Source organism: Streptomyces sp. KR55, assembly GCF_052245645.1.
Classification (GTDB): Bacteria; Actinomycetota; Actinomycetes; order Streptomycetales; family Streptomycetaceae; genus Streptomyces; species Streptomyces flavusporus.
Map to the genome: position 1 here is coordinate 1 of NZ_JBQQCE010000211.1, position 16,026 is coordinate 16,026.

Sequence of the window (16,026 nt, forward strand, 5' to 3'; positions counted from 1 at the left end):
CCGCAACCCCGCTTACGCAGGCGCCGCCGTCTTCGGCAAGACCCAGGTCCAGCACGAGCCTGCCGGGCTGAACCGCCGGGCACGCCTGGAAGGCCGGGCCACCCCACGCCCGGTCAAGACCATCGACCGGCCCCGCGAGGAATGGATCGCCATCCCCGTTCCCGCGCTCATCACCCCTGCGACCTTCGAACGCGCCGCGAAGCGGCTTCAGGACAACAAGCGCTTCGCCTCCCGCAACACCAAGGTCCCTTCCCTGCTGCAGGGCATAGCGGCCTGCGCGAGCTGCGGATACGGCTACTACCGCACCTCGACCCGCACCACCAACAAGAAGATCTACTACTACCGGTGCCTGGGCTCTGACGACTACCGCTACGAAGGCGGCCGCGTCTGCACCAACAAGCCAGTCCGTGCCGACTACCTCGACACTCTCGTCTGGGAGCACGTCACGGGCCTGCTCGCCGACCCCGCCCTGATCCGCACGGAGATCGACCGGCGCCTGGAGCAGGCCCGCACCGCAGACCCAGCCCGACGCGAACGCGCCCGCCTGGAAACCGCCCTCACGGCGGCCACCCGCAGCATCTCCCGCATGATCGAGGCATACCAGGAACAGCTCATCACCATCGATGAACTGCGGGCCCGCATGCCCGAACTCCGGGCCCGCGAGGCTGGCCTGCGCGGTCAGCTCGATGCACTCATCGCCCAGCTCGCTGACCGCGATGCCTACCTCAAGCTCACCCACGACCTGGAAGGCTTCCTTTCCCAACTCCGCGCCAACAACCGGACAGCCACGGTTCCCGAACGTCAACGCGTGCTCCGGCTCCTGGTCCAAGACGTCCTCATCGGCCCGGAGAAGATCGCCATCCGGCATCGCATCCCGATCCGCGAGCACACCCCAGCCGAACACGGTCAGTCACCGGATTCCGACGCAGAGGGCGACATGCGCCCGAGTTACCCATTGCGTTGGAGGCGTGCTGTCCCCGCTGCTGGCGAACATCGCCCTGTCGGTGCTCGACGAGCACCTGCACGGGCCCTGGAAGCCGGGCGGGACGATGGCCACCGAAGGCAAACGCGCCTACCGGCGCCGCAAAGGTCAACCGACGTGGCGGGTCGTCCGCTACGCGGACGACCTCGTCGTCCTGGTGTTCGGCACCGAGACCGACACCGCGGCACTGCGCGAAGAAGCCGCCGGTGTGCTCGAACCGTTGGGTCTGCGTCTGTCGCGGGCCAAGACGCGGATCGTGCACATGAGCGACGGGTTCGACTTCCTGGGCTTCCGCATCCAGTGGAAACGCAAAGGGGGGACGAACAAGTGGCACGTCTACACCTTCATCGCCGACCGGCCCCTCCGGTCGCTGAAGGCGAAGATCCGTGCCATCACGGGCAGGACATCGCAGCAGGATCTTGCCGCCGTACTGATCAGACTCACCCAGATCATGCGCGGTTGGGCCAACTACTTCAAGCACGCGGTCGCCAAGCATGTCTTCAGCAAGCTTGACGCCTTCGTGTGGTGGCGACTGATCCGCATGCTGCGGGCCCGTCACCGCTGGAGTTGGGGCGACGTCCGTCGCCGGTTCACCACCCCCACGGGGCGATGGAAGCCGATCGCGGCAGACGGGATCGAACTGTTCCGGATTGCCTCGGTCACGGTCAGCCGTTACCGATACCGGCCCACGATCCCCACCCCATGGCAGCCTGCGAACCCCGTCTGACGACAGAGACCGTGGAGAGCCCGTTGCGTTGAGAGGCGCACGACGGGTTCGGCGAGAGGCCCGGAGAAACGGACCGGGAGCAATCCCGGCACCGCGCTCCGGGCCTACTCAGCGGAGCGGTCGCGGAGGGTCACCGCGGTGTTCGATTGCGAGGGTCGGTTTCACGTGAGACCGCGCACACCGTGCCGCACGACAAACGAGGATGACGCTCCGTCAGGTGTGTGACGGTCTCCACCGTGGTCCGCTGTGGCCGGTGACGGTGCTTGTCATGCAGGCCGACGCATCATTCTGGGACTCTCTCGTGTTCGGCGGGATCGACGACGTGGACGTCGAGGCGGTGACCGCTGCCTTCGGCACGGTCGACGTGACGGCAAGAGGGCGGGCAGCCGGCGCGGCATGTCCGGACTGTGGCCGCTTCTCGGGCCGGGTGCACGACTTTTACCAGCGCAGGCTGAAGGATCTTCCGCTCGGCGGGCAGAGCGTCGTGATCCGGCTGACGGTCCGGCGTTTCATCTGCTGCGGGGCGGACTGCCCGCGTCGTACGTTCGCCGAGCCGTTCGCTCGGCTGACCACCCATACGCGCGCTTCACCACGCGGCTCAACCACGTTCTGGGACGTGTCGGGCTCGCGCTCGCCGGACGGGCCTGCGCCCGCCTGACGAGCCAACTTGGCATCAGTGCGGGGCGGATGACCTTGCTGCGCAGGGTCATGGCACTGCCGGATCCGCTGTTCAGCACGCCGCGCGTGCTGGGTGTGGACGACTTCGCGATCCGCCGGGGGCAGACCTACTCCACCCTCTTGACCTGCGGAGAAACCCATCGCGTGGTCGATGTGCTCCCGACACGCGAGGCGGGACCGCTGGCCGCGTGGCTGACCACCCACCCCGGTGTGGAGATCATCTGCCGGGACCGGGCAGGCGCCTACGCCGAGGGAGCCCGGCTCGGCGCCCCCGACGCTCTCCAGGTCGCCGACCGTTTCCACCTGTGGCAGGGCCTCGGCCGGGCCGTGGAGACCTGCGTCGCCGCCCACCGCGAGTGCCTGCGCGCTCCGGCGCCGCCCAGGCCGCCGGACGCTGACACGCCGCCGGACGAGGCGGGGCTTCCCGGCCCGGACCCTGCGGGCCGGCGGGCCCAGCGCAAGAAGGCCGCACACGCCCTGGTCCACGAGCTGCTCGCGCAGGGCCACTCGCGGCGGGCGATCGCCCGGCACCTGGGCTGGGGCCTCAACACCGTGCTGCGGTATGCCCGCGCCGTGCACTGGCAGGACACCCTGCGCGAAACCCGGCCTCGGTCCAGCCGGCTGGACCCCTACAAGCCCTACTTGGAGCGGCGGTTCGCCGAGGGATGCACAAGCGTCACCCGCCTGCACGGCGAACTGCTCGCCGAACACGCCCCCGTCACCTACGCCATGGTCCCCACCTACATTGCAACCCTCCGCGCCTCTCCGCCAGACGCACCGCCCCCGCCGCCGAAGGTGCGGCAGGTGACCGGCTGGCTCACCCGCCATCCCACGACCCTGAACGAGGAAGACCGGGCCGGCCTGAAGGACGTCCTGGCCCGCTGTCCCGAACTGGACACGGCCGCCGGACACGTCCGCAATTTCGGCGAGATACTCACCAGCCGCCTCGGCACCACGCTTCCCGCGTGGATCAACGCCGTCGATGCCAGCCAACTACCCGGCCTCACCGGCTTCGCGCTCCACCTGCTCCGAGACCTCGACGCTGTGACAGCCGGACTCACCCTGGAATGGAGCTCCGGCGGCACCGAGGGCGCCGTGAACCGCATCAAGAAGATCAAAAGACAGCTCTACGGTCGAGCCGGATTCGAACTGCTCCGCAAGATGATCCTCCTTCAGTGAACCCTTGTCGGTAACGTCGCCTGACGGTTCGTGACCTCTGTTCAGGTGGTGCGGCCGTGTTCAAGCTGGAGCAGGACGAGGGCGGCACGGGCCAATACTCTGAGTCCCGTCCGCACTATCTGGGAGAGTCATGACAAGTAGGTTCACCGAGTTGGCCGTTGACTGCCACGATCCGGAGAGACTCGCGGCCTTCTGGTGCGAGGTCCTGGACTTCAAGGTGATCGACCGGAGCGAGGGCAAGGTCGAGATCGGCTCCTGGGTGCCGACCGTCGAGGATGTCCGGGCTCGCCAGATGCCGCCCACCCTGCTGTTCATCCAGGTGCCCGAGGGTAAGACCGTGAAAAACCGGCTTCACCTCGACGTCAGCCCGATCGACGGCAGCACCGAGAACGAGGTGACCAGATTGCTCGGCCTCGGCGCTACCAAGACGGATGTGGGCCAAGGCTCAGACCGAAACTGGGTGGTCATGGCAGACCCCGAGGGCAACGAGTTCTGCGTCATACGCACCCTGGCACCGCTGAACTAGGCCGCGAGCAGGCACCCGCCCCGTCACTCACCGCAGCCTCACGTTGCCGAGAAGACCTCAGTAGCCCTCCGCGACCGCTCCCCAAGATCTGTGCCAGAACCCCGTTTTCGACTACGAAGCCACCCTGGGGACCTACGCAAGGGCGTTCGGGACCTCGTGCATCCACGAGCACGCGAGCGTCCGATGCCCGCTCCTCCGGCCCGAGCCGTCGCAGCGAGACCGGCTGATCGAGATTCGCGACAACCTGACCGATCGGGTCGCCGAAGCCCAGCCGGGGGGCGGCTCGGCGAGGTTGAAGGCCTTGAGACCAGCCTGGCCGGCGCCGAGGACAAGCCGGCCCAACCCGATGCCGCTCTCAAGGCCACAGTCACCCACCTGGGCTTGCCGACCTTCGGCCAGGTTGCCGGACGGTCCGGTGGCCCTGGCCTTTTGTCATGAACCGGTTTCAGTGGCTGCGCCATGAGCCGCATCAGTGTCACGGAGGGCCATCTCCTGGGCTTCAGGGTGAGCGGCCGTCGGCGGCGCGTCGCGCGGGGCCGGAAGCTCCCGTCCAAGGCGCGCCAGCGGAGACAAAGCCATCACCGCCGGGGACAGCATCATGCCTGCGGCCGTCACCAGGAGGCTGGTGCGCAGCCCCCACTCCTCCGCGAGAAATCCGCCGAGCAGAGAACCGAGCGGGGTCAACCCCATGCCGACAAACGTGATCGTCGCGGCCGCGCGGCCCTGCATCCCGTCCGGAGTGACGGCCTGCCGGACGGCCATGACCGCGACATTCACCAACTGGCCGCCGAGCCCGAACACGAAGCTGACCGCCAGGAGCGCGGGAACCGTCACCGCAGAGGAGACGTGAAGCGCGGGCACACACAGGAACACGCCGTCGCCGAGTGCCGCCGCGCACACGAGCACCACCCCATAGCCGAACCGGCTCGGCAGGCGGGCGGCCAGCAGCGAGCCCAGCAGCGCGCCCGGTCCCGCCGCCGCGAGTGCCAGCCCTACGACGGTGCCCGACAGGTGCAGTTCGCGCGGCAGGAAGAGTAGATAGACGGTCATCACGGCCGCGAAGGAGAACTGGAAGGCGGCCGAGGCCAGGCACACGGTCCGAAGCGCGGTATCGCCGGCGACGAAACGCATGCCCTCGTGAACCCGCTGCCAGACCCGCGGGGGATGTTCCGCGCGTTCCGGGATCGATTCGGCTCGGCGGATCCGCCGGATCGACACGCACGACAGCGCGAAGAGCAGCGCGTTGGAGGCGGCAGCAATCGGCGCCGACAGCAGGGACGCCAACGCACCTCCGAGAGCGGGACCGCCGATCTGCGCTGCGGACCGGCTGCCCTCGAGCGCGCTGTTGCCTCGCACCAGTTGGTCGCGTTTCACCAGTCGTACGAGAGACACCTGGTATGCCACGTCGAAGAACACGGACAGGGCTCCGACGGCGAAGGCAAGAACAAGCAGCGCGGGCAGTCCGAGCCAGCCGAAGAGGCCGGCCACGGCGGCGGCGCCCAGGACCAGGGCCCGACCGACGTCTGTGAGCACCATCGTCGTGCGGGTCCGCCACCTGTCCACCCACGCGCCGACGAAGAGCGAGAGCAACAGGATCGGCGCTTGCCCCACCGCGCGAAGGACGCCCAGCTCGCCGGCACTGGCATGGAGCGTCAAGACCGCGAAGAGCGGCAGAATCACCAGATTTGCGTGTTCACCGAGCTGGGAGGCTGTCTGCCCCATCCAGAGTCTGCGGAAGTCGACGTCCCGCCACAGGCTCGACGGAACAGATCGACCAGAATCCGATACAGCGGAGGAAGCGGACGGCACGGGGATCCCTCGGGTTGCCGACAACGAGGCCCGTCACCCGGCGCACAACAGGTGCGCCGACGGTTCAGGCAGGGGAAGGCTCGCTGTGCCGCAACATCAAGGGCAGCACGCGATGACAGGCCGGTCACGGCCTACAACGTCAACGCGCGCTCGGAAGACCGACCATGTCTCAGCTCCTCGTGGGTGACTCGCTGCGCCCAAACCCTAGCCGTCGGCGACCCGACGCGAAAGGCGGCCTCGCTCGTCTCTCGCGCAAACCGAGCAGGCGGAACCCGTAGTTCGGAGAAGGTCCGGTGTGCGCCAGCTGCAACACCTGCGAAGGCGGCGGCTACCGGTTCATCAACCGGCCAGGCGCGGTGCGGCATCTCCTGCGGTGCGACGGATGCCGCCGTGAAAGGACCGTGCCATCACGCCACCAACCCGACGTCGTGCTCCAGACGTTCGTGTTCGATCCTCACGGCTCATGTACGGAGCAGCCCCGATACCCGTGGGGTGAGGTGCAGGAAGACGGATCGGTCCGCTTCCGCCTCCTGTACCGGCAGCACTCACCCGCCTACCAGTGGGAGCAGGCCGCGCCCGCCGGCCAGGTCAGGCGACTGGTGAGAGAGTTCGTCGACAAAGCTCCGGAAGCCCCGGACGCCCCTCCCCAGGCCTCCGGCTGACGACGTGGGACGCCGCGGCGCGCGAGCCGGCCCCTGCGCCTTCCCACTGGTGCCGAGCGGATGCCGGCTCCGTCAGGCGGGGTGGTTTCGCGTCTGCTGCTCAGGCATCCACTGCTCGTCCTGTTCGGCCGTCCGTTGCTCAGCGGTGGGATTCAGGCTTGCTGGGCTCCACCGCGAACGCCCTGCCGCTGCGGGCCATGGACGCTGTGAAGCCCTCCAGGAGGCGCCCGGGCGTACTGCCAGGGTGGCCTGGCGACCCGGCGGCCGGTTACACCGTCCCACCCAGGGGGCGAAGGCGATGCTGTGGAGGCAATCTTGCGTGACGCCCCTCCAAGGGGAAACGACGTGGTCTTTTCTGCACAGGGTGGCGGCCGCCTACCGGCTACAGGCAAGTGACCTGACGGCATGGTGGGAGTGGTTTAACCCCGTGCACCAAGGACGTGGTGTGCGTCCCGATGGCGAGGTGCTCCTCGATGCAGTGGCGCAGGGGCAGCCGGCCGGGTGGTGCCATGTGCCGGCGGGGCATCTGGCGCGAACCTTGCGGTCCTGGGCGGCCGGACCGGCAGCGCCAGCCGGCGCTCACCCGAACATGAGCGTTCTCGTCACAGGCGGGGCAGGGCGGAGCGGTCCTGAACAGTGATGTGGAGGGTGTGCAGCGGCTGGATCCGTGCAGGGCGGACGATCTCGAACCAGTCGGTGCCTTCTTTCAAGTGGTGGGAGATGCTGCGGTAGTGGCGCCAGCCGAATCCGATGCCGCTCTGCCATACGGTGTCGCTGTAGTGACTGCCGATGACCGGACCGCCATGGAGGCAGACGGAGTCGAGGGGCCGGGCGGTGGCTTCGAGATGGGCGAGGACGGCTGCTGCGGTGCGGCGCAACGGGCTGCTGTCGGTCCAGCGGGTGAGGGCCTCGCGGGCTGCGGGGTGGGCGGGTTCGGCATCGGGCAGTTGGAGCTGGCGATGCCAGATTGCGGCCAGCTCCCGAAGGGTTCGCGCCGGGACGATGCCGGCTGTTGTGCGGCCCGGTGCTGTCACATCTGTGGTGGCGGGGCCGGGGAGCGGCCCGGTCAGTCGCCGAGTAGCGCAGGCGGCGATCAGGTCGGCGAGGGGACCGCTGGGGCGGCGGCGCTGCCTTCAGAACTTCGACGGTGCAGGCGGCATGAACGTCTTCGTCACCGTCGGCCTGGAGGATGGTGACGGCGCCGACGTCGTCGCGGCCCGGTGCAGCGTGGTAGCCGCGGTCTTTGCCGAGGACCGCGTGGCCGGCTGCGACGAGGCTGCTGCCGCTGCGGCAGTTGACAATTGCGTAACTACAGGACATACCAGTAGATTTCTTGCCGTGGCTTCGAGATGTCACTGGCAGACGGGGCAAAGGATGAGCACAGACGACCGCGTCGCGGTGACGACCGGGATCGCACGACTGCACGCCTCGCCCGGACTCGCCCGGCCCGGCCGACTCGGGCCGGTGACCAACCACACCGGCGTTCTGCCCGACCTGCGCCCGGCCGCACCCGCGCTGCTTGAGGTCGGCGCGCGGCTGGTCGCCCTGTCCGGGCCCGAGCACGGGCTGCACGGGAGCGGTCAGGGCGGCGAGAGCGAGGCCGCTCATGCGGATCCCCCCACCGGTCTGCCGGTCCACGACACGCACCGGTGCAGCGGCGACCATATCGACAAACTGCTGCTCGACAGCGGTGTCGACGCCCTGGTGTACGGCCTGCAGGACATCGGGGCCAGGTTCTACACCTGCGTATGGACCATGTTCGGCCTGATGGCCTCGGCGGCCCGTACGGGCGGACGGCTCGCGGCCGCCGGCCGGCCCGATCCCCTCGGTGGACTCGTCAGCGAGGGCCCGCTGCTCGCCCCGACGTGGGCCGGCTTCTTCGGGCGCGCCGCGGTATCCGTCCGGCACGGGCTCACCTGCGGCGAGCTCGCCTGGTATCTCAACGCCTCGGTCGTGTCCCATGTGGCGAGCAGTGCAGTCGACTTGACGGTGATCCAGGTCGTCGGCCGGCAGCGTGCCGTGGACGCGGAGGCAACCGCCCTGCCGTGGGTCGCGCCCTCGCCGGACATCCCGACGCCCGCTACGGCCACCGTCCACCCCGGGACGTGCCCGTTCGAGGGCAGGAACCTCCCGGAGGGCCGGAGCACCACGCAGCCCTTCGAGATCGTCGGAGCCCCGTACATCGACGCGCGGTTCGCGCCCCCGCTCGCCGAGCTCGACCTGCCGGGTGTGCACTTGCGTGATCTGTGGTTCGTACCGGCGTTCCACAAACACGCCGGGCGGCTGCTGCGCGGAGTCCAGCTCCATGTCACCGACCGCGAGGTCTTCGCTCCCGTACGTACCGCCGTGGCGATGCTCAATACGCTGCGGCGGCTGTATTCGGACCGCTTCGCGTGGCGCGCCGCTGACAGCGGTGTGAAGGGCAGCGGCCAACGTCCCTTCACCGACCTGCTGTGGGTCCGACCGTTTACGGCGTGCCGTCGACGCGGGCGACGACCCACTGCCGACGCCGCCCGGCCGATGGGCCGACGACGACGTGCCGCTATACCCCTGAGACCTGCTGCCGCACCGCGCGACCTGCTGCTGTTGCCCTGACGCCAAGCGGACGCTGACGCAGAGCCGGCAGCCGCCACGGACACCCTGGGCCGAGCCACCCTGCCCCCCACCGAGCAGCCGGGCGCGGACCGCCTCATCGCCCCACGCGCCCTCTGAACCGAACCCTCATCGCCGTGGCGCAGCTCACCCCACACCAGACCGCAGCAGCTCTGCAAGCGACGCCCGACGCCGTCCCTGACCGGTGTATGGAAGGACAACCCCCCCGATGACCGATCGCACAACGACATCCCGGGCCGACATCCGTGGCTTTCGCGCGGGCGACGGACCGCAGGTGGTGGAGGTGTGGCGGCGCAGTGCGCCGGCCGACCCCGTCACTGCGGACCGCTTCCGCTCCCTGGTGCTGCTCGACGCCAACTTCGATCCGGAGGGTCTTCGGGTCGCCGTCGAGGGGGACCGTGTCGTCGGTGCGGCCTACGCGGTGCGCCGTCTGACGCCGATGACCGGCACCGACCTGGAGCCGGAGCAGGGCTGGATCCCGTTCTTCTTCGTCGACCCGGCCGCCCGCAGGCGCGGCCTCGGCCGCCGGCTGCTGGCCGACGCCCTCGACTGGCTGCACCGCCACGGCCGCACCCGGGTGGACTTCTCCTCGTACACCCCGAACTACGTCCTGCCCGGCCTGGACGCCGAGACGTACCCGGAAGCGGCCCTGCTCCTTCAGTCCCTGGGCTTTCGCACGCTGTACGAGGCGGAGGCGATGGACCGTGGCCTGGTGGGCTATCGCTTCCCGGAGGACGTCGCGCGCCGCGTGGAGGAACTGACGGCGCAGGGCTACCGGTTCGCCACCCCGTCCGACGACGACCTGGTGGACCTGTTCGCGCTCGCCGGGAGCCACTTCGGTCCGGACTGGGCCTGCACGATCCGGGCGTGTCTGGCCGCGGGCACGCCGCTCGACCGGATCGTCGTCGTCCGGGACCCTTCGGGCCGCATGGTCGGCTGGGCGATGCACGGCGCGTTCGACGCGGTGGACGAGCGGTTCGGCCCGATCGGCGTGCTGGAGGAGATGCGCGGCACCGGACTCGGCGAGGTCCTCCTGCACCTGGTCCTGGAGAGGATGCGGGCGCGCCGCGCGCACTGCGCGTGGTTCCTGTGGACCGGCGCGCAGTCCCCGGCAGGCCACATGTACCGCAAGAGCGGCTTCACCACGACCCGCGTGTTCCGCGTGATGCGCCGGACGGCCGCTCGATGACGCCGGCACGCCGCACCAGCGGCCTGAGCCGCCGCCACTTCGCGCTTGCGCTCCCCTCGGCGCTGCTCGCCTCCGGATGCGCATCGCACCAGGGCACCGGGCGGCCCGGGGACCCGATCGTCCTCACCCTGCTCTCCCACTACGCCAGCGGGGTGCTCAAGGAGGCCCTACAGGGCCCGGTCGACGAGTGGAACGCCAGCCACGACCGAGTCAAGGTGCAGACCAAGGCCGTCGAGTTCACGGACCTGCTGACCACGTTCATGGTCCGGCAGGCCGCGGGCCTGGGCGCCGACATCCTCCACCCGTACTGCCTGTGGAACGGCCAACTGGTCCAGGCCGGCGTCCTGCGGCCCGCTCCGGCCGAGCACGCCGAGGAGATCACACGCGGCTACAGCGAAGCCGCGGTCGACGCCGCCTCGGTGGGCGGCCAGATCTACGGCTACCCCACCGAGGTGCAGACGTACGCCCTCTACTACAACAAGCGGCTGCTGCGCGAAGCCGGCATCGACGGCCCGCCACGCACCTGGCGGGAGCTGGAGGAGACCGCCTACCGCACCGCCCGGCGCGACCGGCACGGCAACACACTGGTCCAGGGCTTCGGGCTGTCGACCGTTGACGACTCCACCACCGTCGGCCAGACACTCGCCCTGCTCAACGCCGCCGGCGGCAGGTTCGTCTCCAAGGACGGCAGGAGCACCGCCATCGACTCGCCGGCCGGACGGGCCGTGTTCGATCTGGAGCACCGCCTCGTCGCCGAAGGTGCGAGCGCCCCCGGTATCAACGTCTACAAGGCATTCCGGTCCGGGCAGGTGGCCATGGTGGTCAGCGCCGGCTGGTGGACCGGGAGCCTGAAGACCCTGATGGGCAAGGACTACCGCGACGTCGGCGTCGCACCGCTGCCCCTTCCCGAGGCGGACGGCAAGCGCGCCACGCTCTGCACCGGCTTCATGCTGGGGGTCAACACCGCCAGCAAGCACCCGCGCGCAGCCTGGGAGTTCCTGCGCTGGCTCAACACCGAGAAAGTGAACGTCAGAAGCGCCAAGGAGGATGGGAAAGCGACCCGGATGAGCTCCCTGCAGGTGTCGGCCGGCTCCCTGACCGGCCGCGCCGACGACATGCGCAGGCTCCTGGACGCGCACAGCGATGCAAACCTGCGCCCCTTCCTGGACGCGCTGGCGTACTCGGTGCCGGAACCGAACGTGCCCGGCGCACAACAGGCCAAATCGCTGCTGCGCAAGAACATCGAGGCGCTGTGGACCGGTCAGCAGTCGGTCGACCAGGCACTGCGCACCACCCGCCGTCAGGTCGATCGAGAGGTGTCGCGCTCATGGTGAACGCGCTGACACCGGCGACGACCGAGCGGCCGGCACCCGCCACGCGCTCCGCCGAGCCCGCCGTCGACGGCCGCGCCCGGACCCGGCGCCGCCAGGCCGTCGTCGCCTATCTCTTCCTCGCGCCGACGTTGCTGTTCTTCGCCGTCTTCCTGATCCTGCCGCTCGGTTTCGCGTTGCTGCTGTCGATGTCCCGCTGGACCGGGTTCGACCTCGGCGGCATCCAACCGGTCGGAACGGACAACTTCACGGGTCTCTTCGCGGACGGATCGACGTTCCTGGCGCCGATCCTCACCAACACGCTGCTGTTCGCCCTGGGCACCGTGGTCCTCGCGCTCACCGGCTCCGTCGTCGTCGCCACCTGCATCGACAACCTGAGGTTCCAGGGGCTGTGGCGCACCCTGTATTTCCTGCCGATCGTGACGACCGTCGTCGCCGTCGGCAACGTATGGAAGTACATGTACGAGCCGGGCGGCCTCGTCAACGGCGTCCTCAACACCCTCGGGCTCGGCTCGGTGGCCTTCCTCCAGGACCCCGACACCGCGCTGCCCTCGGTCGTGGTCGTCCAGGCCTGGGCCTCGCTCGGCTCGGCGATCCTCATCCTGACCGCCGGGCTGAAGTCCATTCCCCAGTCGTACTACGAGGCCGCAGCGCTCGACGGCGCCGGGCCGGTCACCGTCTTCTGGAAGATCACACTGCCGCTGCTGCGGCCGTCCCTGCTCCTCGTGTGCATCACCCAGCTCATCAACGGCCTGCAGTCGTTCGCGCTGATCACCGTGATGACCAAGGGCGGGCCGGGTGACGCGACCAACGTCGCTGCCCTGGAAATGTACCGGCAGGCCTTCTCGTACGGCCACTGGGGCCCTGCGAGCGCCGCCGCCTTCGTACTGTTCGTGGTGATCCTCGTGGTCACCCTGGCGCAGTTGTGGCTCTTCCGGCGCAAGGAGGAGGACGTATGATCCGCCGCCGTTTCCCATGGTTGTCGTATCTGGTGGTCGTGACCGGCGCCGTGCTCACGGTGGTGCCGTTCCTCGACATGGTGATGACGTCGTTCAAGGGGGCCGGCGAGGCCGGCACGCTGCCGTACCGGTTCCTGCCCAAGGCGTTCGACCTGTCGAACTACCGGGCGGCGATCGACCAGCTCGATCTGCCGGTGCTCTTCCGCAACAGCGTCATCGCAACCGCCGTGATCACCGGATCGGTGCTGCTGACGTCGTCGCTCGCCGGCTACGCGCTCGCCAAACTCCGCTTCCCCGGCCGGAACTTGATCTTCCGACTCGTGCTGTCGACGATGATGTTCCCCCCGTTCCTCTTCTTCATCCCGCACTTCCTGATCCTGGTGCACTGGCCACTTGCGGGCGGCAACGACCTGTTCGGGCGCGGGGGCGCGGGCCTGACCGTCAGCATCGCGGCGCTCGCCATGCCGTTCCTCGTCAACGGCTTCGGAATCTTCCTGATGCGCCAGTTCATGGTCTCGATCCCGGACGAGGTCCTGGAAGCCGCACGCATCGACGGTGCCGGCGAGTTCGCTGTGTGGTGGCGGATCGTCGTGCCGCAGACCAGGCCGGTCGTGCTGACGCTCGGTCTGCTGACCTTCGTCCAGGCGTGGAACGAGTACATCTGGGCGCTGCTCATCTCGACCGCCAACCCGGACGTGATGACCCTGCCCGTCGGCATCCAGCTCCTGCAGGACTACGTGGACCCGACCCGCACGATGCCGATCGTCATGGCCGGTCTCGTCCTGAGCATCCTGCCGGTCCTGATCCTCTTCCTGCTGCTGCAGAAGTACTACATCCGCGGCGTGATGCTCAGCGGCCTCAAGTGAGAAGCTCCGGCATGCGCCCGATGTGGACTTCACCCACATCTAGTGGCTCGTCACGCATCGTCGGCCGGGTAATCGACCTGCTGCTCGTCGATCAGCAGACTGTCTCCAAGACCTGATCTTGGAGGTGGTCGTGGGACGTCGACCGAGTGTGTTCGTCCGGCCGCTCACGATGGACGAGGGCCGGAAGCTGCAGCGGATCAGCCGGAGTGCGAAGGACCCGGTCAGACTCCGCCGGGCGATCGTGGTGATGTCCGCCCAGGGCCGGACGGTCAAGGACATCACCACACTGATACAGGTCGGCGAGGACTACGTCCGCGATGTCATCCACGCCTTCAACGAGCGGGGGTTCGACGCGCTGGACCCAAAATGGAGCGGGGGACGCCCCAGGATGATCAGTGACGAGGTGCGTGAGCACATCTGCCTGATCGCCCGGACGTCCCCCGCCGACTGGAAGATCACCGCGTTCTCCACCCGGAGCCTGAGCAAGCTCGCTGAGCACCTGGTCAGGCAGAAGGTGATCCCCGCCATCAGCCGGGAGACCCTGCGCCGGATCCTGCGCGCCGGGAAGGTCTCCTGGAAGACCACCACCACGTGGAAGGCGTCCACCGACCCCGAGTTCATCGCCAAGATGCAGCGTGTCCTGGCGCTGTACGACACCCCGCCGGCCGACGGGCGGGTGATCTGCGTCGATGAATTCGGGCCGCTGAACTTGATGCCCCGCAAGGGCAAGGCATGGGGGCCGGTACGGCGTCCGCGCCGGCTGCGGGCCACCTACAACCGCTACGGCGGTGTGAGACACATGCTCGCCGCCCTCGATCTGGCCACCGGCAGGCTGTACTACCGCATCCGCCCGCGCAAGCGGTGGCGCGAGTTCCTCGGCCTCCTCAAGGCCCTGCGTGCCCGCTGGCCCGGCCAGAAGCTGTATGTGGTGCTGGACAACTTCTCCCCGCACAAGCACGCCAAGGTCCGCACCTGGGTGGCCGACAACGACATCGAGCTGGTCTTCCTCCCGACTTACGGATCCTGGTTGAACTGGATCGAATCGGAGTTCGCGGCCCTGCGCTACTTCGCGCTCAACGGCATCGACCACCGCAGCCACGACGAGCAGAACGCCGCCATCGCCGCCTACGTCCGCTGGCGCAACGCCCGCGCCGAGCCGAAGACGAACTTCGCGCCGGACTCACCGATCCGCGCCTGGACCGACTACCCCGCCAGGCCGCCTGACGCACTTCTACGATCTTCACATGAGTGACCCGAACCCGGCAGACGAACAACTGCAGACCGCCCGACTGTCGTTGCGGCGTCCGACCGAAGCCGACATCGACGCGATCTTCGCGATCCACCGTGACCCCGAAACCTGCCTGCACAACCCCTCCGACGCGCTCACCCGGCTCGACGAGGCCGGGGAACTGTATCGCCGCTGGAACGACCAGTGGCAGCGGTGCGGATACGGGTACTGGGTCGTCCGACGCCACGGCTCCGCCCTGCAACTGGGGTTCTGCGGGATCAAGCCCATGGAACTGCACGGCATGAAAGTCCTCAACCTCTTCTACCGCTTCGCCACCTCGGCCTGGGGCCAGGGCTTCGCCGGCGAGGCCGCAGCGGCGGTCACCACATGGGCATCCCGCCACGTTCCCGACCTCCCACTGATCGCCCGCGTCCGGCCGGCCAACATCGCCTCGCAACGCGTGGCAGTGCGCGCTGGCCTGACCCGAGCAGAGCACCTCGACGAAACCGGATACGACGGCCTCGACTGGATCTATGCAGCAAGGCTGCCGAACTGAGCAGCCCCGGACACCGACAGACCTCACCGAACGCCGTGTCCATGGCCGTTCAACGTTCTGAGATGAGCCACTAGCCAGGATGCCCCGGCCTTCGGGCCGGGGAGGAATGGCTTCCCCGGCCGTGCGGCGCGGAGCGCCGCAGCATCGCTGCGCGGCTCAAAGCCCCCAGAACGGCCCCGGGTTGACCTACTTCGTTCGGGCTTCCTAGGGTGATTTGTGTGAAGATTGTTGCGCAGGTGAAGTTGCGGCCCCGGTCGGCTCATGACGCCGACACGCTGGCCGCGACCCTGCGTGCCTGCAACCGGGGCGCCAACTGGGTCTCCGTGGTGGCGTTCGACAAGGGCCTCAAGCGCCGCAACGAGTTGCAGGAGGAGGTGTACTACGACCTCAAAGCCACCTTCGATCTGTCGGCGCAGCCGGCGGTGCGGGTGGTGAAGAAGGTCGTGGACGCCTACGCGACGATGGCCGGGAACATCAGGGCCGGCCACCTGACCGGCAAGGCCCGGCGCAAGGCGGAGTCCAAGCCGGTCGTCTTCCGCGAGGACGCGGCCCAGCCGTTCGACGACCGGTGCCTTACCTGGAACCTGGACGAGCAGACCGTCTCCATCTGGACGGTCGCGGGCCGGATCAAGGGAATCCCGTTCGTGTGCTCGCCCGAGGCACTGAAGATGCTCCAGTACCGTAAGGGCGAGTCCGACCTGATGCTGCGTGACGGGACGTT

Annotated in this window: 14 protein-coding genes and 2 pseudogenes; 14 read left to right on the forward strand and 2 right to left on the reverse strand. The window is 68.7% G+C overall.

Annotated features, from left to right (window positions below; translation table 11 throughout):
• Positions 1-265: 265 nt before the first annotated feature.
• The 5 genes and pseudogenes from ACTWQJ_RS27790 to ACTWQJ_RS27810 form a co-directional block, all read left to right on the forward strand.
• Positions 266-385: pseudogene (locus tag ACTWQJ_RS27790) on the forward strand (hypothetical protein); the annotation flags it as partial.
• A gap of 583 nt (positions 386-968) precedes the next feature.
• Entirely contained in the window at positions 969-1,709 is a 741-nt protein-coding gene (locus tag ACTWQJ_RS27795) for a group II intron maturase-specific domain-containing protein (protein ID WP_443309285.1), read from the forward strand.
• A 301-nt stretch (positions 1,710-2,010) separates the two neighbouring features.
• On the forward strand, positions 2,011-2,367 hold the full coding sequence (locus ACTWQJ_RS27800) for a transposase family protein (protein ID WP_443309286.1): 357 nt from the start codon (positions 2,011-2,013) through the stop codon (positions 2,365-2,367).
• Between the two features lie 50 nt (positions 2,368-2,417).
• Positions 2,418-3,566: a transposase gene (locus ACTWQJ_RS27805; RefSeq protein ID WP_443309287.1), complete on the forward strand. Its 1,149-nt coding sequence runs from the start codon at positions 2,418-2,420 to the stop codon at positions 3,564-3,566.
• A gap of 130 nt (positions 3,567-3,696) precedes the next feature.
• The gene (locus ACTWQJ_RS27810; RefSeq protein WP_443309288.1) at positions 3,697-4,092 is read left to right on the forward strand and encodes a VOC family protein; all 396 of its coding nucleotides are present in this window, start codon (positions 3,697-3,699) and stop codon (positions 4,090-4,092) included.
• A 432-nt stretch (positions 4,093-4,524) separates the two neighbouring features.
• Here the strand turns inward: ACTWQJ_RS27810 and ACTWQJ_RS27815 are convergent, their stop codons facing one another.
• Positions 4,525-5,901, reverse strand: coding sequence for an MFS transporter (locus tag ACTWQJ_RS27815; protein ID WP_443309289.1), 1,377 nt, complete (start codon positions 5,899-5,901; stop codon positions 4,525-4,527).
• A gap of 497 nt (positions 5,902-6,398) precedes the next feature.
• On the opposite strand from ACTWQJ_RS27815, the gene ACTWQJ_RS27820 reads away from it, so the two are divergent.
• Entirely contained in the window at positions 6,399-6,563 is a 165-nt protein-coding gene (locus tag ACTWQJ_RS27820) for a hypothetical protein (protein ID WP_443309290.1), read from the forward strand.
• A 602-nt stretch (positions 6,564-7,165) separates the two neighbouring features.
• Here the strand turns inward: ACTWQJ_RS27820 and ACTWQJ_RS27825 are convergent.
• Positions 7,166-7,597, reverse strand: a complete 432-nt coding sequence (locus ACTWQJ_RS27825) for a hypothetical protein (RefSeq protein ID WP_443309291.1) — start codon at positions 7,595-7,597, stop codon at positions 7,166-7,168.
• Positions 7,598-7,937: 340 nt separating this feature from the next.
• Here ACTWQJ_RS27825 and ACTWQJ_RS27830 point away from each other — a divergent pair, with 340 nt between their 5' ends.
• From ACTWQJ_RS27830 to ACTWQJ_RS27865, 8 genes and pseudogenes are all read left to right on the forward strand, one after another.
• Positions 7,938-9,158 (forward strand): exo-beta-N-acetylmuramidase NamZ family protein, encoded by a 1,221-nt coding sequence (locus tag ACTWQJ_RS27830; RefSeq protein WP_443309292.1) that lies wholly within the window; start codon positions 7,938-7,940, stop codon positions 9,156-9,158.
• Between the two features lie 226 nt (positions 9,159-9,384).
• Positions 9,385-10,365 carry a GNAT family N-acetyltransferase gene (locus ACTWQJ_RS27835; RefSeq protein WP_443309293.1) on the forward strand — a complete coding sequence of 327 codons (981 nt, stop codon included), beginning with the start codon at positions 9,385-9,387 and terminating at the stop codon, positions 10,363-10,365.
• Positions 10,362-11,699, forward strand: coding sequence for an ABC transporter substrate-binding protein (locus ACTWQJ_RS27840; protein WP_443309294.1), 1,338 nt, complete (start codon positions 10,362-10,364; stop codon positions 11,697-11,699). Before ACTWQJ_RS27835 ends, ACTWQJ_RS27840 begins: the two co-directional genes overlap by 4 nt.
• Complete coding sequence (locus ACTWQJ_RS27845) at positions 11,693-12,655, forward strand: carbohydrate ABC transporter permease (RefSeq protein ID WP_443309295.1); 963 nt, start codon at positions 11,693-11,695, stop codon at positions 12,653-12,655. The genes ACTWQJ_RS27840 and ACTWQJ_RS27845 overlap by 7 nt, the downstream gene beginning before the upstream one ends.
• Positions 12,652-13,521, forward strand: coding sequence for a carbohydrate ABC transporter permease (locus tag ACTWQJ_RS27850; protein ID WP_385515101.1), 870 nt, complete (start codon positions 12,652-12,654; stop codon positions 13,519-13,521). Before ACTWQJ_RS27845 ends, ACTWQJ_RS27850 begins: the two co-directional genes overlap by 4 nt.
• A gap of 130 nt (positions 13,522-13,651) precedes the next feature.
• Positions 13,652-14,773, forward strand: a complete 1,122-nt coding sequence (locus tag ACTWQJ_RS27855; protein ID WP_443309296.1) for an IS630 family transposase — start codon at positions 13,652-13,654, stop codon at positions 14,771-14,773.
• Positions 14,766-15,305 (forward strand): GNAT family N-acetyltransferase, encoded by a 540-nt coding sequence (locus ACTWQJ_RS27860; RefSeq protein WP_443309297.1) that lies wholly within the window; start codon positions 14,766-14,768, stop codon positions 15,303-15,305. Before ACTWQJ_RS27855 ends, ACTWQJ_RS27860 begins: the two co-directional genes overlap by 8 nt.
• A gap of 218 nt (positions 15,306-15,523) precedes the next feature.
• A pseudogene (locus ACTWQJ_RS27865) lies at positions 15,524-16,026 on the forward strand (RNA-guided endonuclease TnpB family protein); the annotation flags it as partial.

Excerpts from the sequence above, each read along its gene's own strand:
- ACTWQJ_RS27805 (WP_443309287.1), top strand. The coding sequence starts at position 2,418 with ATGGCACTGCCGGATCCGCTGTTCAGCACGCCGCGCGTGCTGGGTGTG.
- ACTWQJ_RS27810 (WP_443309288.1), top strand. The coding sequence starts at position 3,697 with ATGACAAGTAGGTTCACCGAGTTGGCCGTTGACTGCCACGATCCGGAG.
- ACTWQJ_RS27830 (WP_443309292.1), top strand. The coding sequence starts at position 7,938 with ATGAGCACAGACGACCGCGTCGCGGTGACGACCGGGATCGCACGACTG.
- ACTWQJ_RS27835 (WP_443309293.1), top strand. The coding sequence starts at position 9,385 with ATGACCGATCGCACAACGACATCCCGGGCCGACATCCGTGGCTTTCGC.
- ACTWQJ_RS27840 (WP_443309294.1), top strand. The coding sequence starts at position 10,362 with ATGACGCCGGCACGCCGCACCAGCGGCCTGAGCCGCCGCCACTTCGCG.
- ACTWQJ_RS27845 (WP_443309295.1), top strand. The coding sequence starts at position 11,693 with ATGGTGAACGCGCTGACACCGGCGACGACCGAGCGGCCGGCACCCGCC.
- ACTWQJ_RS27850 (WP_385515101.1), top strand. The coding sequence starts at position 12,652 with ATGATCCGCCGCCGTTTCCCATGGTTGTCGTATCTGGTGGTCGTGACC.
- ACTWQJ_RS27860 (WP_443309297.1), top strand. The coding sequence starts at position 14,766 with ATGAGTGACCCGAACCCGGCAGACGAACAACTGCAGACCGCCCGACTG.